This window comes from Vibrio sp. KUL70 (assembly GCF_059725515.1).
Genome location: NZ_AP045834.1, coordinates 768,697 through 788,748, shown reverse-complemented (window position 1 = coordinate 788,748; position 20,052 = coordinate 768,697). Strand labels below are relative to the sequence as shown.

Annotated in this window: 16 protein-coding genes and 20 tRNA genes; 27 read left to right on the top strand and 9 right to left on the bottom strand. The window is 45.0% G+C overall.

Going from position 1 to position 20,052, the window contains the following annotated elements:
* Nucleotides 1–141: 141 nt before the first annotated feature.
* The 8 genes from ybaK to hemA all read right to left on the bottom strand — a co-directional run bounded on the left by ybaK (nucleotide 142) and on the right by hemA (nucleotide 8,262).
* A complete protein-coding gene (ybaK, locus tag AC6I7V_RS03580) occupies nucleotides 142–615 on the bottom strand; it encodes a Cys-tRNA(Pro) deacylase (RefSeq protein WP_255231253.1) in 474 nt (157 codons plus the stop codon).
* Between the two features lie 101 nt (nucleotides 616–716).
* Nucleotides 717–2,378, bottom strand: a complete 1,662-nt coding sequence (gene ushA, locus AC6I7V_RS03575) for a bifunctional UDP-sugar hydrolase/5'-nucleotidase UshA (protein ID WP_255231254.1) — start codon at nucleotides 2,376–2,378, stop codon at nucleotides 717–719.
* Nucleotides 2,379–2,838: 460 nt separating this feature from the next.
* Entirely contained in the window at nucleotides 2,839–3,690 is an 852-nt protein-coding gene (gene kdsA, locus AC6I7V_RS03570) for a 3-deoxy-8-phosphooctulonate synthase (protein ID WP_498011343.1), read from the bottom strand.
* 25 nt (nucleotides 3,691–3,715) lie between these two features.
* Nucleotides 3,716–4,525, bottom strand: a complete 810-nt coding sequence (locus AC6I7V_RS03565) for a SirB1 family protein (protein ID WP_498011342.1) — start codon at nucleotides 4,523–4,525, stop codon at nucleotides 3,716–3,718.
* A 69-nt stretch (nucleotides 4,526–4,594) separates the two neighbouring features.
* Nucleotides 4,595–4,978 (bottom strand): SirB2 family protein, encoded by a 384-nt coding sequence (locus AC6I7V_RS03560; RefSeq protein WP_032550072.1) that lies wholly within the window; start codon nucleotides 4,976–4,978, stop codon nucleotides 4,595–4,597.
* Nucleotides 4,979–5,024: 46 nt separating this feature from the next.
* Nucleotides 5,025–5,879: a peptide chain release factor N(5)-glutamine methyltransferase gene (gene prmC, locus AC6I7V_RS03555; RefSeq protein WP_255231256.1), complete on the bottom strand. Its 855-nt coding sequence runs from the start codon at nucleotides 5,877–5,879 to the stop codon at nucleotides 5,025–5,027.
* Between the two features lie 5 nt (nucleotides 5,880–5,884).
* Nucleotides 5,885–6,973, bottom strand: coding sequence for a peptide chain release factor 1 (gene prfA, locus AC6I7V_RS03550; RefSeq protein ID WP_255231257.1), 1,089 nt, complete (start codon nucleotides 6,971–6,973; stop codon nucleotides 5,885–5,887).
* A 29-nt stretch (nucleotides 6,974–7,002) separates the two neighbouring features.
* Entirely contained in the window at nucleotides 7,003–8,262 is a 1,260-nt protein-coding gene (hemA, locus tag AC6I7V_RS03545; protein ID WP_032550069.1) for a glutamyl-tRNA reductase, read from the bottom strand.
* A 161-nt stretch (nucleotides 8,263–8,423) separates the two neighbouring features.
* Between hemA and lolB the strand changes: the two genes are divergently transcribed.
* From lolB to AC6I7V_RS03415, 26 genes are all read left to right on the top strand, one after another.
* Nucleotides 8,424–9,068 (top strand): lipoprotein insertase outer membrane protein LolB, encoded by a 645-nt coding sequence (gene lolB / locus AC6I7V_RS03540; protein WP_498011341.1) that lies wholly within the window; start codon nucleotides 8,424–8,426, stop codon nucleotides 9,066–9,068.
* Entirely contained in the window at nucleotides 9,065–9,940 is an 876-nt protein-coding gene (gene ispE / locus AC6I7V_RS03535) for a 4-(cytidine 5'-diphospho)-2-C-methyl-D-erythritol kinase (protein WP_498011340.1), read from the top strand. Before lolB ends, ispE begins: the two co-directional genes overlap by 4 nt.
* A 28-nt stretch (nucleotides 9,941–9,968) precedes the next feature.
* On the top strand, nucleotides 9,969–10,913 hold the full coding sequence (locus tag AC6I7V_RS03530) for a ribose-phosphate pyrophosphokinase (protein ID WP_032550066.1): 945 nt from the start codon (nucleotides 9,969–9,971) through the stop codon (nucleotides 10,911–10,913).
* A gap of 201 nt (nucleotides 10,914–11,114) precedes the next feature.
* Nucleotides 11,115–11,705: an aminoacyl-tRNA hydrolase gene (pth, locus tag AC6I7V_RS03525; protein WP_239843020.1), complete on the top strand. Its 591-nt coding sequence runs from the start codon at nucleotides 11,115–11,117 to the stop codon at nucleotides 11,703–11,705.
* 10 nt (nucleotides 11,706–11,715) lie between these two features.
* Entirely contained in the window at nucleotides 11,716–12,807 is a 1,092-nt protein-coding gene (gene ychF / locus AC6I7V_RS03520; protein ID WP_255231260.1) for a redox-regulated ATPase YchF, read from the top strand.
* Between the two features lie 283 nt (nucleotides 12,808–13,090).
* A tRNA-Met gene (locus AC6I7V_RS03515) sits at nucleotides 13,091–13,167 on the top strand.
* A 48-nt stretch (nucleotides 13,168–13,215) separates the two neighbouring features.
* A tRNA-Leu gene (locus AC6I7V_RS03510) sits at nucleotides 13,216–13,300 on the top strand.
* Nucleotides 13,301–13,329: 29 nt separating this feature from the next.
* A tRNA-Gln gene (locus AC6I7V_RS03505) sits at nucleotides 13,330–13,404 on the top strand.
* A 76-nt stretch (nucleotides 13,405–13,480) separates the two neighbouring features.
* Nucleotides 13,481–13,557 (top strand) — tRNA-Met (locus AC6I7V_RS03500).
* 72 nt (nucleotides 13,558–13,629) lie between these two features.
* Nucleotides 13,630–13,714, top strand: a tRNA-Leu gene (locus AC6I7V_RS03495).
* A gap of 30 nt (nucleotides 13,715–13,744) precedes the next feature.
* Nucleotides 13,745–13,819, top strand: a tRNA-Gln gene (locus tag AC6I7V_RS03490).
* Nucleotides 13,820–13,901: 82 nt separating this feature from the next.
* A tRNA-Leu gene (locus tag AC6I7V_RS03485) sits at nucleotides 13,902–13,986 on the top strand.
* A gap of 30 nt (nucleotides 13,987–14,016) precedes the next feature.
* Nucleotides 14,017–14,091: transfer RNA gene (locus AC6I7V_RS03480), tRNA-Gln, on the top strand.
* Nucleotides 14,092–14,172: 81 nt separating this feature from the next.
* A tRNA-Leu gene (locus tag AC6I7V_RS03475) sits at nucleotides 14,173–14,257 on the top strand.
* 30 nt (nucleotides 14,258–14,287) lie between these two features.
* A tRNA-Gln gene (locus AC6I7V_RS03470) sits at nucleotides 14,288–14,362 on the top strand.
* Between the two features lie 56 nt (nucleotides 14,363–14,418).
* A tRNA-Leu gene (locus tag AC6I7V_RS03465) sits at nucleotides 14,419–14,503 on the top strand.
* 45 nt (nucleotides 14,504–14,548) lie between these two features.
* Nucleotides 14,549–14,625, top strand: a tRNA-Met gene (locus AC6I7V_RS03460).
* Nucleotides 14,626–14,716: 91 nt separating this feature from the next.
* Nucleotides 14,717–14,801 (top strand) — tRNA-Leu (locus AC6I7V_RS03455).
* Between the two features lie 30 nt (nucleotides 14,802–14,831).
* A tRNA-Gln gene (locus tag AC6I7V_RS03450) sits at nucleotides 14,832–14,906 on the top strand.
* Between the two features lie 56 nt (nucleotides 14,907–14,962).
* Nucleotides 14,963–15,047: transfer RNA gene (locus AC6I7V_RS03445), tRNA-Leu, on the top strand.
* A 45-nt stretch (nucleotides 15,048–15,092) separates the two neighbouring features.
* Nucleotides 15,093–15,169, top strand: a tRNA-Met gene (locus tag AC6I7V_RS03440).
* 91 nt (nucleotides 15,170–15,260) lie between these two features.
* Nucleotides 15,261–15,345: transfer RNA gene (locus AC6I7V_RS03435), tRNA-Leu, on the top strand.
* 30 nt (nucleotides 15,346–15,375) lie between these two features.
* Nucleotides 15,376–15,450: transfer RNA gene (locus AC6I7V_RS03430), tRNA-Gln, on the top strand.
* Nucleotides 15,451–15,506: 56 nt separating this feature from the next.
* Nucleotides 15,507–15,591: transfer RNA gene (locus AC6I7V_RS03425), tRNA-Leu, on the top strand.
* A 103-nt stretch (nucleotides 15,592–15,694) separates the two neighbouring features.
* A tRNA-Leu gene (locus AC6I7V_RS03420) sits at nucleotides 15,695–15,779 on the top strand.
* Between the two features lie 153 nt (nucleotides 15,780–15,932).
* Nucleotides 15,933–16,979 carry a lactonase family protein gene (locus AC6I7V_RS03415; protein ID WP_498011339.1) on the top strand — a complete coding sequence of 349 codons (1,047 nt, stop codon included), beginning with the start codon at nucleotides 15,933–15,935 and terminating at the stop codon, nucleotides 16,977–16,979.
* A 67-nt stretch (nucleotides 16,980–17,046) separates the two neighbouring features.
* Here the strand turns inward: AC6I7V_RS03415 and AC6I7V_RS03410 are convergent, their stop codons facing one another.
* Nucleotides 17,047–18,222, bottom strand: a complete 1,176-nt coding sequence (locus AC6I7V_RS03410) for a 2-octaprenyl-3-methyl-6-methoxy-1,4-benzoquinol hydroxylase (RefSeq protein ID WP_498011338.1) — start codon at nucleotides 18,220–18,222, stop codon at nucleotides 17,047–17,049.
* Nucleotides 18,223–18,557: 335 nt separating this feature from the next.
* On the opposite strand from AC6I7V_RS03410, the gene miaB reads away from it, so the two are divergent.
* Complete coding sequence (gene miaB / locus AC6I7V_RS03405) at nucleotides 18,558–19,982, top strand: tRNA (N6-isopentenyl adenosine(37)-C2)-methylthiotransferase MiaB (protein ID WP_239842448.1); 1,425 nt, start codon at nucleotides 18,558–18,560, stop codon at nucleotides 19,980–19,982.
* The last annotated feature ends 70 nt before the right edge of the window (nucleotides 19,983–20,052 follow it).

The window sequence follows — 20,052 nt, the reverse complement described above, 5'->3', positions numbered from 1 at the left end:
GTTCGCAGACAAGAGACAAACCAAGCGCCGAAGAAACGCGTTGGCGGCACATTAACCCTCAAGAAGTAGCAAACTGAAATAATAGAAATGCCCACTAACTCTAGTGGGCATTTTTGTATTCGAAGAGAGTATGTGAGTCGACTACAGACACAAATCGACAAACTGAGCTCGAGTCAGTTTGGCAAGGTCGCTTGGCGCCAACTCAATCTCTAAACCTCGTTTGCCCGCGCTGACACAGATGGTATCTTGAGGTTCTGCACTGGAGTGGATGAAAGTTGGTAGCGCCTTCTTTTGACCAAGAGGGCTAATTCCACCAACGACATAACCCGTTGTCTTCTGCGCAATATCCGGGTTGGCCATCTCAGCTTTCTTACCTTTCGCCGCTTTCGCTGCCAGTTTCAGGTTCAGCTTCTGGTCGACAGGAATCACGGCGACCGCGAGATCTTTGGCAACACCATTCAAGCAGAAAAGCAGTGTTTTAAAGACTTTCTTTGGGTCTTGTCCCAACGCTTCCACAGCCTCTAACCCATAACTGTCGTGGCTTGGATCGTGGTCATACTGATGGATGGTATGAGTAACTTTTTTCTTCTTTGCAAGATTGATGGCCGGTGTCATGGTGTTTCCAAATATCAGATAAACAAAAAGCGATGCCGAAGCATCGCTTTAGTTAAAATTATCAGGCGCTGAGAGTCAATCTAAACCCTCGATTTACCTAATTATTTGTAAACCATTTCACCAGATGGTGCGTACGCGTTTACGTCTACTGGGCTGTTTGCTTCTAGGTACTCTTTTAGTACTTCAGCGTCAACAAAACCAGTGTTTACGTAACCAGGGTGACCCGTTAGTTTAGGGTAACCGTCGCCGCCCGCAGCGTTGAAGCTTGGTACAGTGAAACGGTACGTTTCGTCTAGACGAAGTTGCTTACCACCGATGAATACGTTAGAAACCTTGCCATTTTCTACTGTCATTGAGATACCAGCGAACTGAGCGTAAGCGCCAGAGTCGATTGGTTTCGTTGCAACAACGTTTAGGTAATCCAGTACTTCAGCACCCGTCATGTCAGTGTAAGTTAGGATGTTTGCAAATGGTTGAACCGTTAGTACGTCTTTGTACGTCACTTCACCCGCTTCGATAGAGTCACGAACACCACCAGAGTTCATCACAGCGAAGTCAGCTTTAGCACGCTCCATGTGAGATGTTGCGATCAGGCGACCAAGGTTTGTTTGTTGGAAACGAACAACGTTACGGTCACCTTCAAGCTTGCCATTCGTTTCGGCAATCTTAACTTCAAGCTGAGCTTGGCCCTGCTCTTGGAACGGACGTAGGAACTCTAGTAGTTCTGGATCTTGTGCAATCTCATCTTGGATCAGAACACGTTGTTTCTTACCGTCGATCTTAACCTTCTTCTTCAGGTTAACTGGGATCAGGTCGTAGCTTACCATCTCTAGTTCGCCGTTACGGAATTCGTAATCAGCACGGCCTACGTATTTGCCCCACTCGTGAGCTTGAACGATGTAAGTACCGTTTTGTACATCCGGCTTACACTCGTCACCTGGCTTGAAGTTTTTCTTCGCCACGTTCGGGCCTTCCATACATACAGGCTCTTGAGAGTGACCACCAACAATCATATCTAGGTCGCCTTCGTTTAGGTAGCGAGCTAGGGCAACGTCACCCGGTGCGTTAACACCACGTTGACCGTTTTCGTAGTGACCCATGTGAGTAACTGCGAAGATAAGATCCGGCTTTTCTGTCTCTTTCAGTTCAGCAATCAGCTTTTTCGCTTCTTCTTTTGGATCACGGAAGTCAATGCCAGCAATAAATTCAGGATTACCGATCTTAGCGGTGTCTTCTGTCGTTAGACCAATAACAGCAATCTTAATACCTTGCTTTTCAAACATTTCGTAAGCTTGGAACTTGCGCTCACCGGTCGCTTTATCATAGATGTTTGCAGATAGCATTGGGAAGTTCGCCCAATCGATCTGTTTAGCGAGTACGTCTAAAGAGTTATCAAACTCGTGGTTACCCAACGCCATTGCATCGTAACCAATCTTGTTCATACCTTTAAAATCTGGTTCGGCATCTTGTAGATCTGACTCTGGTACACCTGTGTTGATGTCACCACCAGATAGAAGCAGCACGCTACCACCTTCCGCACGAATCTCTTCACGAAGCTCGTCGATTAGAGTCTTACGAGCGGCCATGCCGTACTCACCGTATTTATTCTGCCAGAAGCGACCGTGGTGGTCGTTAGTATGCAGAACAGTTAGCTTGTAAGTTTTATCGTTTTCCCACTCTTGAGCAGGTTGAGATGCGCAACCTGCAAGAGTTGCTAGGATCGCAGCACTGAGTGCTGTCTTTAGAATAAGGCGTTGCTTCATTGTCATACCTTTGAACTTTTTAGGGGGAATCCACTGCTTTAAAGCCATCGCAATTAAACGGACGCTTGTTTGGCAAACATCGTTAAAGGATAGTAAAACTTGAAGTAGTTTAAATTAAGAAGGTAAACCTAACAGAGTGATTTCATATTTATGTAGGATAGATCACCTTAATCAGCTTTCGATTGTGTAACAAACAAACGAAGTTGCATTTCATTCAATAAATGATCACAGGCAAACGTTTTCATGCATTTACGCGCCATTTGTGATATTGATTAACCAATCAACAAGTTAAGGTAACTTAAGTTAAATTTATAATTATTATCAAGTACTTATTGTTATAATATAACACATCAATAAGTACCATTTCAGTGTGGAATGACAAATGTCCCTCAGTACAACTACACAAACTATAGACACAAAAAAGCCGACTCAAATGCCGGCTTTAGTTCTTTAATTACGACTATTTAATGTCGATATGATCGAAACCTTTGATCAAATCATCAAGTGCTTTCATTTGCGCTAGGAATGGTTCTAGCTTATCCAATGGTAGTGCCGACGGACCATCACAACGTGCTTGATCTGGGTTCGGGTGCGCTTCAATAAACAGACCAGCGATACCTGTCGCTAAACCCGCTTTTGCAAGTTCAACAGTCTGCTCACGACGACCGCCTGATGCCGCGCCTGAAGGGTCACGCATCTGCAGTGAGTGAGTCACGTCGAAGATAATCGGGCTACCGTTTGATGCTTTTTTCATCACACCAAAGCCAAGCATATCAACAACCAAGTTGTCGTAACCCATACACGAGCCACGCTCACAAAGGATGATGTTCTCGTTGCCACACTCAGCAAACTTATCAACGATGTTGCCAACTTGACCAGGGCTCATGAACTGTGGCTTTTTCACGTTAATTACAGCGCCTGTTTTCGCCATCGCTTCAACAAGGTCAGTTTGACGAGCTAGGAACGCAGGAAGCTGAATCACATCAACAACGTCTGCGACTGGCTGTGCTTGAGCTTCAGTATGAACATCCGTGATGATTTTCACGCCAAACGTGTCTTTAAGCTCTTGGAAAATCTTAAGACCTTCTTCCATGCCTGGACCACGGTAAGAGTGTACAGAGCTGCGGTTCGCTTTATCAAAAGACGCCTTAAATACGTAAGGGATACCTAGCTTCTCAGTCACTTTTACGTAGTGTTCACAGATCTGCATCGCTAGATCGCGAGACTCAAGAACATTCATACCTGCAAATAGCGTAAATGGCTTGTCGTTTGCAATTGGCATATCGCCAATGTGAACTATTTTCTGTTCCATCATATTCTCTCTAGATAATTATTAATTAGTGAACCACAACGACTTTTTCGTTCATCGCGTTCACTTGAGATTTAAGTAACTCAGACGCTGGGTCATCTGGGCATTGGTCAATAAAATACTGATAATCAGTCGCAGCGATTTGGTGACAATCCAGTTGCTGATAGATAAAACCACGATCGCGAATTTCATACGGATCATCTGGCACAAAAGTTAACGCCAAATCAGTACACTTTAGTGCAAGAGTATAGCGCTCTTCTCGCAGCAACGCGCTTTTCAAAAGTGCTAACCACTTACCGATAATAGTTGGGTGATCAGCAACTTCAAGATGTTCGCTTTTCACTTGAGCAAGTGGGCCATCATGACCAATCAACCAAGCGCGCAGGGTTTGTTGCCCAACATACTCGCCATTGTAAGGGTTGATGTAGACAGGAGCTTGATCGCACCAAGTAACCTTGAGTAGGAATTGCGTTGGGAAAGAGACACCATCAACAGGGAAACCCAACTTACGTCCTAAATATAAGAAGATGGCACCTAAGCTCACCGGTACACCCTTTTTGCGCTCTAGAACTTTATCAATAAACGCATTATCTGAAGAGAAATACGCCTCTTTATCTCCAGCAAAGCCCCACTCATAAAAGAACAGACGGATAAAAGATTCAAACTTTTGCTGTTCATCTGTCTCATGCACCAATGCTTGCTCAGCATCGCTTAGCAGTCGAGCCAGTTCTAGCTCTGCCCACTTGTCTTGAGTCTCAGGGTTTACCGCTTTATTTAAGATCAAAGCACCTTCCACCAGCTCTAGCTGGTCAAAGTCTTCGTCAAAAAATTCGTACATAGATAATTAACCGAAATACTAAGATAACTAACCTAAACAGGCAGATAACTAACCTAAACAGGAAAATAATTAGCCGAAGAATGTTGGCACTTTAGTCACAGCAATCTTACCTGCCATCGCCAACCAGCCTAATGCGCCGAAAAACGAAAAGGTTCTAAGCAACTTGTTTTTACCGAACTTAAGCGCAAAGAAGCCCAGTGCGATGTATGCCATAACACAAGTCAGTTTCTCTGTTAGCCAAGGCGCTGCTGGGGTAAATGGAATAAAACCAGTAATAAAGATCAGACCAATACCAGACAACAGCAGTAGTGAGTCGTTGATATGTGGGAAGCGTTGCAGGAATGGGTGCTTAAGCATTGGAGAATTTGCCATCATAAGCGCGTAGCGAACTGACAGTAGTAGAGCACTAAGCCCAACCGTCAATAAGTGAAAATGTTTTAAACCTTCGTACATGATATCCCTTTAATTTCTTTTATTGGCGTTTTATCTAACACCGATACTAAGGTAGATAGCGTCCCAAAGTGACTCTATCATTGCCGCCATAGTCTTTTTCTGTCATGACGTCTAAATAACCCAAGGCCTGCATGATCTCGCGAACCGCATCTCCTTGATCGTAACCGTGCTCAAATGCCAACCAACCATCGGCTTCTAGATAGTGGCGAGCATGGTCGGCAATATGTTTGATGTCTGCTAAACCTTTCTCTTCCGCAACCAACGCTGTAATAGGTTCGAAGCGCACATCCCCTTGAGATAGATGTGGATCATCTTTCTCAATGTAAGGTGGATTCGATACAATCAATGAAAAGCGACTGTTTTCAGATAACGGTTCAAACCAACTACCATTTAAAAAAGTGGTGTTGGTGATGTTAAGACGCTCCGCATTCTCGCTAGCGAGTTGTTGCGCTTCAGGACGCAGGTCAATCCCAGTCACATTGCGGTTAGGCATCTCAGATGCGAGTGCCAACGCAATCGCCCCTGTCCCTGTCCCTAAATCGAGGATGTCACCTGTCTTACCAAATGTTTTATCCAACGCGACTTCAACCAAACGCTCAGTGTCAGGTCGAGGAATCAAGGTTGAAGGAGAAACTTTCAGCGGTAATGACCAAAACTCTCGCTCACCGACAATATACGCGACCGGTTCTCCGGTGAGCCTGCGTGTTAGCAGTTCGTTGAAGTGCTGTTCTTGTTCGAGAGTCAGATGTTTTTCTGGCCAGGTAAGAAGGTAGGAACGAGGTTTATCAAGCGTGTGGCAAAGCAGCACAGCGGCATCAATAGAGGGCGAACTATTCTCGCCCTCTTGAAGCTGTACGATTGCTGCTTTTAATGCACTTTCAACCGTATAGGCAGATTGCATAGGGTTTAGTTGTTCTCAGCTAGCGCAGCAAGTTGGTCGGCTTGGTGCTCTTGCAGTACTGGATCAACTAGACTTTGTAGGTCGCCTTCTAGCACTTCGTTCAGACGGTAAAGTGTTAGGTTGATACGGTGATCAGAAACACGACCTTGTGGGTAGTTGTAAGTACGGATACGGTCACTACGGTCACCCGAGCCTAGTAGGTTACGACGGGTGTCTGATACTTCAGCAGCACGACGCTCTTCTTCAGCTTGTACAATACGGGCAGCAAGAACTGCCATCGCTTTCGCTTTGTTTTTGTGCTGAGAACGCTCGTCCTGACACTCTACCACTGTACCTGTTGGCAAGTGAGTAATACGGATTGCAGAGTCCGTGGTGTTAACGTGTTGACCACCCGCGCCTGATGCACGGAAGGTATCAATTTTCAGGTCTGCCGCTTTAATTTCTGGAAGATCCGCTTCTGGGATTTCAGGCATAACAGCAACGGTACATGCTGAAGTATGAACACGACCTTGAGATTCTGTCTCTGGCACACGCTGAACACGGTGACCGCCAGACTCAAACTTCATCACGCCATAAACGCCTTCGCCGCTTATTTTAGCGATCATCTCTTTGTAACCGCCCTGCTCTGAATCATTGCTGCTCATTACTTCAACGCGCCAGCCTTTCTTCTCAGCAAATTTAGAGTACATACGGAACAGGTTACCTGCGAAGATACCCGCTTCGTCACCACCAGCACCGGCGCGGATCTCTAGGAAACAGTTACGCTCATCGTTTGGATCTTTTGGCAGCAGTAGGATTTGAAGTTCATCAGTCAGGCGCGCGATCGCCTCTTTCGCTTCTTTAATCTCTTCTTGCGCCATTTCACGCATCTCTTCGTCGTCTTCTTGCGCCATATCTTCGGCAGCTTCTAGATCGTCTTGCGCTTGCTGGTACGCTTGGAAGCACTTGGTCACTTCTTCTAACTGAGAGTACTCTTTCGATAGTGCGCGGAATTTGTTTTGATCACCGATCACATCTGGATCACCAAGCAGGTGTTGAACTTCTTCGTAGCGTTCAACAAGTGTTTCAAGCTTTACTAGAATCGAGGCTTTCATATTCGTCTTATCTTTTTGGAGGTCTAAATTTATTGAGGGTCTTCTAAGCCCAAACTCTGTCTAATGACCGTTAATTTCGCAGGTTCTCCTTGCTCAGCAGCACTTTGTAGTGCGCGTGTTGGAGCATGGATCAATTTGTTTGTGAGCTTATTACTCAGCTCAAGCAAGACTTTCTCAGGATCACCGCCCGCAGCCAGTGACTGTAAACTCTTGCTTAATAATTCTTCTCTGATTTCATTCGCTGACTTTCGGTACTCACGAATGCTATCCACCGCTTGCAGGGAGCGCATCCAACTCATAAAGGCGGCGCTCTCTTCACTGACAATCGCTTCAGCTTGAATCGCTTCAACCTTGCGCTGCTCGATGTTGCCATCCACAATCGATTGTAAGTCATCCACTGTGTATAGGTAGGCATCGTTAAGATCGCCCACTTCCGCTTCGACATCACGAGGCACCGCGATATCAACCAGCAGCATGGGTTGATGCTTTCTCTGTTTAAGTGCGGTCTCAACCATACCTTTACCGATAATCGGCAGAGGGCTCGCTGTTGAGCTGATCACAATATCCGCCTTATTGAGATGATCTGGGATCTCATTCAAGCTGATCACCTCAGCACCAAACTCTTCGGCTAAACCTAAAGCACGCTCACGCGTTCGGTTAGCCACAATCATTTTAGTACAGCCATTGGCAGAGAGGTGTTTTGCTACCAACTCGATGGTCTCACCGGCACCTACTAGCAACACCGTCGAATCTTCAATCGACTCAAAGATGTGTTTCGCCAATGTACAAGCTGCGTAAGCAACAGAAACGGCACTACCGCCAATTTCAGTTTCAGTACGTACACGCTTAGCAACAGAGAATGACTTTTGGAATAGCTTCTCCATCGATGCATCGACGGCTTTCTGCTCACGCGAATCAGAATACGCTTGTTTTACCTGTCCGAGAATTTGAGGCTCACCCAATACTAAAGAGTCTAAGCCACAAGCAACACGCATTAGGTGTTTAATTGCCGCTTGCTCTTCATGAATATATAGGCTGGGTTTCAGCTCTTCTGGGCTAACGTCATGAAATACTGATAACCATTCAATCAGCTTATTCTTAGCCGCACTTTTAACGTCACAGTACACTTCTGTTCGGTTACAAGTGGAGAGTATGACACTTCCATTCACGTGTGCATTTGCGTTAAGTTGCCTTAGTGCATCAGATAATTTATCTGGACCAAACGCTACTTTTTCTCGCAATTCAACCGACGCTGTATTGTGATTGATACCTACGGCAAGCAAAGACATGTATCAGAAGTTCTCGATCAGGGTTTAAAAACAGGATGCCGAATTTTACTTGATGCATGGCTCTATTTAAAGGGTAAGCAGTATTTGTTTTCCTGAGTTCGTGAATTCAATGCTATAGTTGAAGCGTTTTTTCGATGTTATTGAACAAGTTGTGAGCAAACATGGATAGATTTCGTATAATTGCCTCTTTGATTTTTTTCTGTCTAGTCGTAACAGGTTGTGTTTCTGCACCAGAACAGCCGACCAGCGTGGAATGGCAAGCACATCAGCGACAACTGCAAGAGATCCAATATTATCAAGCTACAGGTAAGTTGGCCTACATCTCTCCTGAAGAGCGCCAAAGCCTCAACTTTTTGTGGAAACACTCACCAAACTTCAGTCAATTGCGACTGACTACATTCCTAGGTCAAACCGCACTTAACCTGACAATCAACGAGTACGGCGCTAAAGTCGTGACTTATGATGATCAAGTATTTACCCATAGAAGTGCATCTAAACTGGTTAAACAACTAACTGGGCTGACGATCCCCGTTGATCATCTACCACAATGGCTACTCGGTAATCCCGCTCAAGCAGACACCTACTTATTGAACGCCAACAATACCGTAGAAGCGCTTTCTAAGCAGATCGATGGCAAAGCTTGGCAACTTAACTTTGACCGCTATCGCGATGTCACACTGAGCCAAAATTTCGATAGTCAAAATGATACCGTTGAAAAGGTATTGCCTCTTCCAACACGACTCTCCTTTAAACAAGATGAAAATAAGATCAACATTGTGGTCTCTAAATGGACACTCGATAAATGATTTCGACGCAAACTCATTGGCCGTCACCGGCTAAACTGAACCTTTTTCTCTACATTAACGGTCGTCGTGATAACGGCTATCACGAATTGCAAACTCTGTTTCAGTTTGTCGACTTCGGTGACGAACTCAGCATCACAGCACACCAACGCTCAAGCCACATTACGATTTCGCCTCAAATCCCAGGTGTTGCTACAGAAGATAACCTAATCTGGAAAGCCGCAACTGCCCTTCAACAGTACACCAATACAGACTTCGGCGCTGATATTGAACTCAAGAAAGTTTTGCCGATGGGTGGGGGTATTGGCGGTGGTTCATCAAATGCAGCAACCGTGTTAGTCGCATTAAACTATTTATGGCAACTCGGCCTTTCTGATGATCAATTAGCAGAGATAGGTTTAAAACTGGGGGCGGACGTCCCTGTATTCGTTCGTGGCTTCTCGGCTTTTGCTGAGGGTGTGGGTGAGCAGTTGCATCCAGCAAATCCAGAAGAGAAATGGTATTTGGTGGTTAAACCTCAGGTAAGCATTGCAACTGTAGACATATTCACTCACCCAGATTTAACTAGAAACACGCCGAAGCGAGAGCTAGCAACGCTTCTAGAGCAAGAATACGTAAACGATTGCGAAAAAATTGTACGAATGCTGTACCCAGAGGTTGATAAGCAACTTTCATGGCTGCTACAATATGCGCCGTCGAGATTGACTGGCACAGGTTCTTGCGTTTTTGCTGAATTTTCGAGCAAAAACGAAGCAGAATCTGTACTGGAAAAACTGTCTGACAACGCTTCTGCATTTATTGCTAAAGGTCGAAATTTTTCACCTTTAAAAGAGGCGCTGGCTGAATACCAATCAGCCCACCCACAATCTAATTAAAACTGGACGCAACCCTGAGGTTTCCACCGTGCCTGATATGAAGCTATTTGCTGGTAACGCAACACCTGAACTAGCCCAACGTATTGCTGACCGTCTATACATCTCTCTTGGCGATGCTACTGTAGACCGTTTTTCTGACGGCGAAGTCGCTGTACAAATCAACGAGAACGTTCGTGGTAGTGATGTATTCCTAATTCAATCTACTTGTGCACCAACCAATGACAACCTAATGGAATTGGTGGTAATGATTGACGCAATGCGCCGTGCTTCTGCTGGCCGTATTACTGCTGTAATCCCTTACTTCGGTTATGCCCGTCAAGATCGTCGCGTACGTTCTGCTCGTGTGCCAATTACTGCAAAAGTTGTTGCAGACTTCCTTTCTAACGTTGGTGTTGACCGCGTTCTTACTATCGACCTACACGCTGAACAAATCCAAGGCTTCTTCGATGTACCCGTTGATAACATCTTCGGTACTCCAGTTCTTCTAGAAGATATGGCTAACCGTGGCCTAGAGAACCCAGTAGTGGTTTCTCCTGACCTAGGTGGTGTTGTACGTGCTCGTGCAACCGCTAAAGCTCTAGGTGACGTTGATATCGCTATCGTTGATAAGCGTCGTCCACGTGCTAACGTTTCTGAAGTGATGAACCTAATCGGTGATGTTGAAGGTCGTGACTGTGTTATCGTTGATGACATGATCGACACAGGTGGCACACTATGTAAAGCAGCTGAAGCGCTAAAAGAGCGCGGTGCTAAGCGTGTATTCGCTTACGCAACTCACGCTGTATTCTCTGGTGGTGCAGCAGACAACATCAAGAACTCTGTTCTAGACCAAGTTATCGTTACTGACTCTATCTCACTATCTCCTGAGATGGCAGCGACAGGTAAAGTAACAACTCTTAGCCTATCTCGCATGCTTGCTGAAGCGATTCGTCGTATCAGCAACGAAGAGTCAATCTCTGCGATGTTTAACTAAGACTCACTACTCTACCCATAGAGTTATGCGTTTAAAAAGCACTTCAATTGAAGTGCTTTTTTTATACCTGTCCTATATTGCGCTAAGGTTAGTGTCATAACTGAGGTTCACGAGCAGAGACAAGTTGCCCACTGCTCGCACCTTTTTCATAAATTGTGATATCATACGGCGCTTTTTGAAATCCCGAGAGAGATCCATACCTTGAGCCAACAAATAAAACTTCTCGTTGGACTGGCAAATCCAGGTCCAGAATACGCCAAAACTCGCCACAATGCGGGCGCATGGGTAGTTGAAGAATTAGCACGCGTGCACAACGTTACGCTAAAGAATGAAGCAAAGTTCTTTGGTTTGACTGGGCGCATTATGGTTCACGGTGAAGATCTTCGCTTGTTGATCCCAACAACTTACATGAACTTATCCGGCAAGGCCGTTGCGGCAATGGCGAAGTTCTATCAAATAAAGCCAGAAGAGATCATGGTTGCACATGATGAACTCGATCTTCCACCTGGTATTGGTAAGTTCAAAAAGGGTGGCGGTCACGGCGGTCACAATGGACTCAAAGACATCATCAGCAAGCAGGGTAACAATAAAGAATTCTACCGTCTTCGTTTAGGCATAGGCCATCCGGGACACAAAGATAAAGTTGCAGGTTATGTATTAGGCAAAGCTCCGCAAAAAGAGCAAGAGTGTATTGATGCCGTTGTTGACGAGTCAGTACGCAGCCTAGACATCTTATTGAAAGATGGCCTATCAAAAGCACAAAATCGCTTACATACGTTCAAAGCAGAATAAGGTTTATATCATGGGTTTTAAATGTGGCATCGTTGGTCTACCAAACGTTGGTAAGTCAACTCTGTTTAATGCACTAACTAAAGCAGGTATCGAGGCAGCAAACTTCCCGTTTTGTACCATCGAACCAAACACAGGTATCGTTCCAGTACCTGACCTACGTCTAGATGCATTAGCGAAAATTGTTAATCCGCAGAAGATCCTTCCTACAACGATGGAATTCGTTGATATCGCGGGCCTAGTTGCTGGCGCTTCTAAAGGTGAAGGTCTGGGTAACAAGTTCCTAGCAAACATCCGTGAAACTGACGCAATTGGTCACGTAGTTCGCTGTTTTGAAAACGAAAACATCGTTCACGTTTCTGGCAAAGTATCACCAATCGATGACATCGAAGTGATCAACCTTGAACTTGCACTGGCTGACTTAGACAGCTGTGAGCGTGCAATTCAACGTAACACTAAAAAAGCAAAAGGCGGTGACAAGGATGCTAAGTTCGAAATCACTGTTCTAGAAAAGCTACTACCAGTTCTGACTGAAGGTGGTATGGCGCGTACAGTTGAGCTTTCAAAAGAAGAAGCGGCAGCAATTGGCTACCTAAACTTCCTGACACTTAAACCAACAATGTACATTGCGAACGTAAACGAAGACGGTTTCGAAGATAACCCGTACCTAGATGCCGTTCGTGAATACGCAGAAAAAGAGAACAATGTCGTTGTTGCTGTATGTGCCGCTATCGAATCTGAGCTATCTGAACTTGAAGACGAAGATCGCGAAGAGTTTCTAGCAGACATGGGTATCGAAGAACCAGGTCTAAACCGTGTGATCCGTTCTGGTTACGAACTACTTACTCTGCAAACTTACTTCACTGCTGGTGTTAAAGAAGTACGTGCTTGGACTATCCCTGTTGGTGCAACTGCGCCACAAGCTGCAGGTAAGATCCACACTGACTTCGAAAAAGGCTTCATCCGTGCAGAAGTTGTTGGTTACGACCACTTCATCGAATTTAACGGTGAGAGCGGTGCAAAAGATGCAGGTAAATGGCGTCTAGAAGGTAAAGACTACATCGTTAAAGACGGCGATGTTGTTCACTTCCGCTTCAACGTATAAGTTTTATTAGCAACTTATTGCCAAAGGCCAGTGTTCTCACTGGCCTTTTTTGTTTTCTCAATTCAATGAGTTCTATCCATATAAAAATTAACTTCACCAAAACATCGGGTTTTAACCCCATTTTTTGATCACAAATACGCCTCTTTGTCTAAAAAGAAATCGAACAGGCATTTATTCGTGATTTATTTAAAAAAAAAGTTGACGGGTTTCACTCAACTACGCATAATGCGCCCCGTTCCCAACGAAGCAGCAACGCTTCAAAACGGAATAACAATTTGGAAATGGCTACTTAGCTCAGTTGGTTAGAGCACATCACTCATAATGATGGGGTCGCAGGTTCAAATCCCGCAGTAGCCACCATTTCCTAAATACTTTTCTCTTTAATGAGTTAGAGTTTTTAGGAAATATGCGGAAGTGGCGGAATTGGTAGACGCACCAGATTTAGGTTCTGGCGCCGCAAGGTGTGAGAGTTCAAGTCTCTCCTTCCGCACCATATTTAAGATATCTTTTGATATCAATTGTTGGGCTATCGCCAAGCGGTAAGGCACCGGCTTTTGATGCCGGCATTCCCTGGTTCGAATCCAGGTAGCCCAGCCACAAATTAAGTGTAATTATCTTTTAAAAGGTAATAGCATTGAAAGCGAGTTTAGTTTATATTGTCTCGCTCTCAGATGGCTACTTAGCTCAGTTGGTTAGAGCACATCACTCATAATGATGGGGTCGCAGGTTCAAATCCCGCAGTAGCCACCACTCTTTCTTCAAGAAAGAAAAGACAACGTTATATTGAATCACCAATATTCAGTATGACTATAAAAATTTGCTGCGGTCGTGGCGGAATTGGTAGACGCACCAGATTTAGGTTCTGGCGCCGAGAGGTGTGAGAGTTCAAGTCTCTCCGACCGCACCATTATTTAGATATCTTAATGGATATCACTGTTGGGCTATCGCCAAGCGGTAAGGCACCGGCTTTTGATGCCGGCATTCCCTGGTTCGAATCCAGGTAGCCCAGCCACTATTTAAAACTCCTTGCTAATAGCAAAGAGAACAACGTTATATTGAATCACCAATACTCAGTATGACTATATAGATTTGCTGCGGTCGTGGCGGAATTGGTAGACGCACCAGATTTAGGTTCTGGCGCCGCAAGGTGTGAGAGTTCAAGTCTCTCCGACCGCACCATTATTTAGATATCTTAATTGATGTCACAGTTGGGCTATCGCCAAGCGGTAAGGCACCGGCTTTTGATGCCGGCATTCCCTGGTTCGAATCCAGGTAGCCCAGCCACTATTTAAAACTCCTTGCTAATAGCAAAGAGAACAACGTTATATTGATTATACCAATCATCAATATGACCAAAGAATTGATGCGGAAGTGGCGGAATTGGTAGACGCACCAGATTTAGGTTCTGGCGCCGCAAGGTGTGAGAGTTCAAGTCTCTCCTTCCGCACCATTATTTAGATATCTTAATGGATATCACAGTTGGGCTATCGCCAAGCGGTAAGGCACCGGCTTTTGATGCCGGCATTCCCTGGTTCGAATCCAGGTAGCCCAGCCACTATTTAAAACGTCTTGTTGAATCACCAATATTCAGTTTGACTATAAAGATTTGCTGCGGTCGTGGCGGAATTGGTAGACGCACCAGATTTAGGTTCTGGCGCCGAGAGGTGTGAGAGTTCAAGTCTCTCCGACCGCACCATTATTCTTCTTTGGAAACAAAGAGATCTCGAAAGAGAAACAAGTTGGCTACTTAGCTCAGTTGGTTAGAGCACATCACTCATAATGATGGGGTCGCAGGTTCAAATCCCGCAGTAGCCACCATTCTTTCATTAGAATGAAAAATACAACGTGATACTGATTTTACCAATTATCGGTATGACTACACTCTTTGCTGAGAGAATAAATTAGCGATGCGGAAGTGGCGGAATTGGTAGACGCACCAGATTTAGGTTCTGGCGCCGCAAGGTGTGAGAGTTCAAGTCTCTCCTTCCGCACCATTATTTAGATATCTTAATGGATATCACAGTTGGGCTATCGCCAAGCGGTAAGGCACCGGCTTTTGATGCCGGCATTCCCTGGTTCGAATCCAGGTAGCCCAGCCACTATTTAAAACGTCTTGTTGAATCACCAATATTCAGTTTGACTATAAAGATTTGCTGCGGTCGTGGCGGAATTGGTAGACGCACCAGATTTAGGTTCTGGCGCCGAGAGGTGTGAGAGTTCAAGTCTCTCCGACCGCACCATTATTCTTCTTTGGAAACAAAGAGATCTCGAAAGAGAAACAAGTTGGCTACTTAGCTCAGTTGGTTAGAGCACATCACTCATAATGATGGGGTCGCAGGTTCAAATCCCGCAGTAGCCACCATTCTTTCATTAGAATGAAAAATACAACGTGATACTGATTTTACCAATTATCGGTATGACTACACTCTTTGCTGAGAGAATAAATTAGCGATGCGGAAGTGGCGGAATTGGTAGACGCACCAGATTTAGGTTCTGGCGCCGCAAGGTGTGAGAGTTCAAGTCTCTCCTTCCGCACCATTATTTAGATGTCTTAATAGATATCACAGTTGGGCTATCGCCAAGCGGTAAGGCACCGGCTTTTGATGCCGGCATTCCCTGGTTCGAATCCAGGTAGCCCAGCCACTATTTAAAACGTCTTATTGAATCACCAATATTCAGTTTGACTATAAAGATTTGCTGCGGTCGTGGCGGAATTGGTAGACGCACCAGATTTAGGTTCTGGCGCCGAGAGGTGTGAGAGTTCAAGTCTCTCCGACCGCACCATTATTCTTCTTAGGAAACGAAGAGTGTGTGATTGACACGTAAAACAATCAAATACAACGTGATACTGATTTTACCAATCATCAGTATGGCTAAAAGAATTGATGCGGAAGTGGCGGAATTGGTAGACGCACCAGATTTAGGTTCTGGCGCCGCAAGGTGTGAGAGTTCAAGTCTCTCCTTCCGCACCATCATTAGAGACCCAGCTTTTTAGCTGGGTTTTCTTTTATCTAAAATGTACAAATCTGCTATCCGTATCACCAAGTATTTCCCCCAGATTCAGCACTTAGTCATCTTTTTATAAGACAATGTCAGCTCCACTTTTACTCGGATATGACAGTGCTATGAGAACTCTCCCTTTAACCATCGGTTGCTACACAGAAGATCCAAATGGAAGCCAAGGTGTTTATCAAATTCAGTTAGATCTGGAAACAGGCAAGCTGCACTCTCCACAGCTCATCAAAAAGTGCACGAATCCCTCTTTTGTTGTCTCTACAAAGCTGGGCATCTATACCGTATCTGAAGTCGATCAACAGTCACAACCCCAGTTGTTTCACATCTCAGAGACAGGTTCAAACGTTCCATCTAATTCAGCCTCAATCTCTGGCGATCACCCTTGTCACATTTCGATAGATCCTAGCCATAAGTTTGCCATCACCTCCCAGTACTCTTCAGGCACATTCGATATCTTCAGTTTGAACATCAATGGGAATATCGATAGAAAAGTCAAAACCCTTAAAATGTCAGGCTCAGGCCCTAATCAGGATAGACAAACTGGACCACACGCTCACCAGTGCCTATTTTTAACGCACTCACCACAATTTGTTACCGTTGATCTTGGCGCCGATCGCATTAACTTCTACTGCTTCGATGAAGAACAAGAAGACTTTCTAGAAGAACCAATGCAGTCTATTGAAGTTCCTGCGGGCAATGGACCTCGTCATATGGTTTTCAATAAGGCTGAAGACAAAGCCTATGTTGTCTGTGAGCTATCTGAAACGATTCTAATGTTAGAGAAGACAGTTGGACGTTGGCATATTGTTGAGGAGATCGATGCGCTTCCTAATGCAGAAAAAGGAGAAGCTGCAGCGGCGATCAAGCTATCGCCAGATGAGGAATATCTTTATGTCTCTTGCCGACATCAATCAAAGATCAGTCACTTCAAACTCGATCCTATAACTTACAAGCCAGCTTTTATTGATAGTTATGAGACACAAGGGAGTTTCCCTCGTGATTTTCATATCACCAATGATGGAGAGTGGCTAATCACTGCAAACCAGCACTCCAATAATATCACCTCTTTTAAGCGCAACCCGCTAGATGGGTCTTTAACCTACAGTGGACACTCGTTAGAAGTAGGCTCACCCGTTTGTGTTACAGAACAACTATAAAGTTACGTGCATAAAAAAGGAGAGCACTGTGGCTCTCCTCTACTTTTCAGCTCTACGAGACTTTAAACTACAGCCCCAAAGCATACTTCAATACTTGGTTTTTAATTGGTCCAGAGTTCTCTGCTAGCTTTAATGCTGCATTACGAACAAACTTAAGTGGGCCAAGGTCGTTGCTGAACGTTTTGTAGAAGAAGTCCATGCCGCTCTGCATGATGAGGTTATCCCCTCTTCTTTCTACCTCGTAGCTTCTTGCGACAGCATCCGTTAATTCACCCTGCTCTTTGGTCAAGTTGATTAGAGCGGACACGTCTTTAAAACCGAGATTCACACCTTGCCCAGCCAGAGGGTTGATGGTGTGTGCTGAATCTCCGACCAAGATACAGTTATTTTGAGCGTAGCTTTGTGCATGTCGGCGAGTCAGTGGGAAAGAACCCGATTGAAGCACCTTAATATCCCCCAACTCCGCAGGAAAATGACTTAACACTTCAGCACGCAGTTTCTCAGGACTCATAGCAGACAACTGCTTAATGCGTGATGGTTTGTCGTACCATACCAGAGAGCCTTGCCCCACTTCCTTGCCCTCTTCTGTAAGCGACGCTAGAGGTAAAAATGAACGAGGACCACTTGGTAGAAACTGTTGCCAAGTAATGTCTTGCTGAGGAAGTTCTGTCTCAACATTGATCAGCATGCAGTGCTGACGATAATCCCAAGCCGTGATACCTATTCCAGCTTGCTGGCGAACAGCCGAATTCGCACCGTCTGCACCAACCACCCATTTAGTTGATAAGCGCAAGCCAGACTGCAACACAACTGTGTTCGTTTCACCGAACTCAATGGTGTCTAGCTTCTCAGGGCAAAGCAATTCAAGATTGTCATAGCATTCAAACTGTGCCCATAACCCAAGTTGGATAAGGCGGTTTTCTACGATATAGCCCAGTCGAGGTAATTCTAAAGATGCAGCATCAAATCGCGTGCGACACTCTGGGTGTTCCCAAGTTTCCAAGCGCTTGTACGTGCAAACTCGCATATTCTCGATCGCATCCCATGCACCCAGCGAATCCAACAGATCCACAGAGGCTTGAGAGATCGCAGAGACACGAATATCCATAGGCTGTGATTTTTCGAAAGCTTGCGGAGCAAACCCCTCGATCACTGCGACACGCATGCCTTGCTGCGCAAATCCGATAGCGGTTGCTGCACCAACCATACCACCGCCGACTACCACAATATCGTAACTGTTCATATTTTGTACTTATCAGTTTGATTCAATGACTGTTTTTGATTGTACGTTTTCACAACTTAATTGTAACCAAAAACCTTAATCTCAAAATGGACAATCCCTTGCTGCGTATAGTGTTTCTAGAAATAACCAACAATCTTAACGAGAATAAAAACCACTACATAAGAGATTTTGCTAGACCACTAGTCAGTCGGTTTTGAAACCAGTACAATACGCCGCTTGCTGTTAGGGTAGCGCTATTTTAGCCATATTTAGAAGCTATAATAGAGACCGTAACCGCGGATTAACACTGGGCGATTTGCTCCCTTAAATTAAACTAACGATCGAGCGAACAAAACATGAGTAAGAAACTGCTAATTAAAACTTGGGGCTGCCAGATGAATGAATACGATTCATCAAAAATGGCTGACCTGCTAAATGCCGCAAATGGCTATGAGCTAACAGAAGTACCTGAGGAAGCAGATGTACTACTACTGAATACCTGTTCTATCCGCGAAAAAGCGCAAGAGAAAGTATTCCACCAGCTTGGTCGTTGGAAAACACTGAAAGACAAAAAAGACGGTGTTGTGATCGGTGTGGGTGGCTGTGTAGCGACTCAAGAAGGTGATCACATCCGTGAACGTGCGCCATACGTAGATGTTATCTTTGGCCCACAAACACTGCACCGTCTACCAGAGATGATCAAACAATCTCTAAGCGATGAAGCACCAGTAATGGACATCTCTTTCCCTGAGATTGAGAAGTTTGACCGTCTACCTGAGCCTCGCGCTGAAGGTGCAACAGCATTCGTTTCTATCATGGAAGGCTGTTCTAAGTACTGTACTTACTGTGTTGTACCTTACACTCGTGGTGAAGAAGTAAGCCGTCCAATGGATGACGTACTATTCGAAATCGCACAACTTGCAGAGCAAGGGGTACGTGAAGTAAACCTACTAGGCCAAAACGTTAACGCTTACCGTGGTCCAACGCACGAAGGTGACATCTGTTCATTCGCTGAACTGCTTCGTCTTGTTGCATCAATTGATGGTATCGACCGTATTCGTTTCACAACAAGCCACCCACTTGAGTTTACTGACGACATCATCGCTGTATACGAAGATACACCTGAACTTGTAAGCTTCCTGCACCTACCTGTACAAAGTGGTAGTGACCGCATCCTAACGATGATGAAGCGTCCTCACACAGCGATTGAATACAAGTCGATCATTCGTAAGCTACGTAAAGCGCGTCCTGATATTCAAATCAGTTCTGACTTCATCGTTGGTTTCCCTGGTGAAACCGCAATGGATCATGAAGCGACAATGAAGCTAATCAAAGACGTTGATTTCGATATGAGCTTCAGCTTCATCTTCTCTCCTCGTCCAGGTACGCCAGCGGCCGATTACCCTTGTGATGTGCCAGAACAAGAGAAGAAAGAGCGTCTATACGAACTGCAACAAGTTGTGAATTCTCAAGCTATGCGTTACTCACGCCTAATGCTTGATACAGAGCAACGCGTTCTTGTTGAAGGTCCGTCTAAGAAGAACCTAATGGAGCTTCGTGCACGTACCGAGAACAACCGTGTTGTTAACTTCGAAGGCAGTGCAGACCTTATCGGTCAATTCGTTGATGTGAAGATCACAGACGTATTTGCTAACTCTCTACGTGGCGAACTGGTTCGTACAGAAAAAGACATGGACCTACGTACTATCATCTCTCCAACTCAGATGATGGCGAAAACAAAACACGAAGATGAGCTAGGTGTAGCAACATTTACGCCATAAGCGAAACATCTAAGTTCAGCACAAAGCTGAGCAGCAAAGCTTGAAATTACCTAACTAAGTGACCATCTTA

What these genes read in the sequence shown, in the direction of transcription:
- lolB (WP_498011341.1), top strand. Translation starts at nt 8,424, where the DNA reads ATGGATAGATTTCGTATAATTGCCTCTTTGATTTTTTTCTGTCTAGTC.
- ybaK (WP_255231253.1), bottom strand. Translation starts at nt 615, where the DNA reads ATGACACCGGCCATCAATCTTGCAAAGAAGAAAAAAGTTACTCATACC.
- ychF (WP_255231260.1), top strand. Translation starts at nt 11,716, where the DNA reads ATGGGTTTTAAATGTGGCATCGTTGGTCTACCAAACGTTGGTAAGTCA.
- ushA (WP_255231254.1), bottom strand. Translation starts at nt 2,378, where the DNA reads ATGAAGCAACGCCTTATTCTAAAGACAGCACTCAGTGCTGCGATCCTA.
- AC6I7V_RS03560 (WP_032550072.1), bottom strand. Translation starts at nt 4,978, where the DNA reads ATGTACGAAGGTTTAAAACATTTTCACTTATTGACGGTTGGGCTTAGT.
- hemA (WP_032550069.1), bottom strand. Translation starts at nt 8,262, where the DNA reads ATGTCTTTGCTTGCCGTAGGTATCAATCACAATACAGCGTCGGTTGAA.
- prmC (WP_255231256.1), bottom strand. Translation starts at nt 5,879, where the DNA reads ATGCAATCTGCCTATACGGTTGAAAGTGCATTAAAAGCAGCAATCGTA.
- prfA (WP_255231257.1), bottom strand. Translation starts at nt 6,973, where the DNA reads ATGAAAGCCTCGATTCTAGTAAAGCTTGAAACACTTGTTGAACGCTAC.
- ispE (WP_498011340.1), top strand. Translation starts at nt 9,065, where the DNA reads ATGATTTCGACGCAAACTCATTGGCCGTCACCGGCTAAACTGAACCTT.
- kdsA (WP_498011343.1), bottom strand. Translation starts at nt 3,690, where the DNA reads ATGGAACAGAAAATAGTTCACATTGGCGATATGCCAATTGCAAACGAC.
- miaB (WP_239842448.1), top strand. Translation starts at nt 18,558, where the DNA reads ATGAGTAAGAAACTGCTAATTAAAACTTGGGGCTGCCAGATGAATGAA.
- AC6I7V_RS03415 (WP_498011339.1), top strand. Translation starts at nt 15,933, where the DNA reads ATGAGAACTCTCCCTTTAACCATCGGTTGCTACACAGAAGATCCAAAT.
- AC6I7V_RS03410 (WP_498011338.1), bottom strand. Translation starts at nt 18,222, where the DNA reads ATGAACAGTTACGATATTGTGGTAGTCGGCGGTGGTATGGTTGGTGCA.
- AC6I7V_RS03565 (WP_498011342.1), bottom strand. Translation starts at nt 4,525, where the DNA reads ATGTACGAATTTTTTGACGAAGACTTTGACCAGCTAGAGCTGGTGGAA.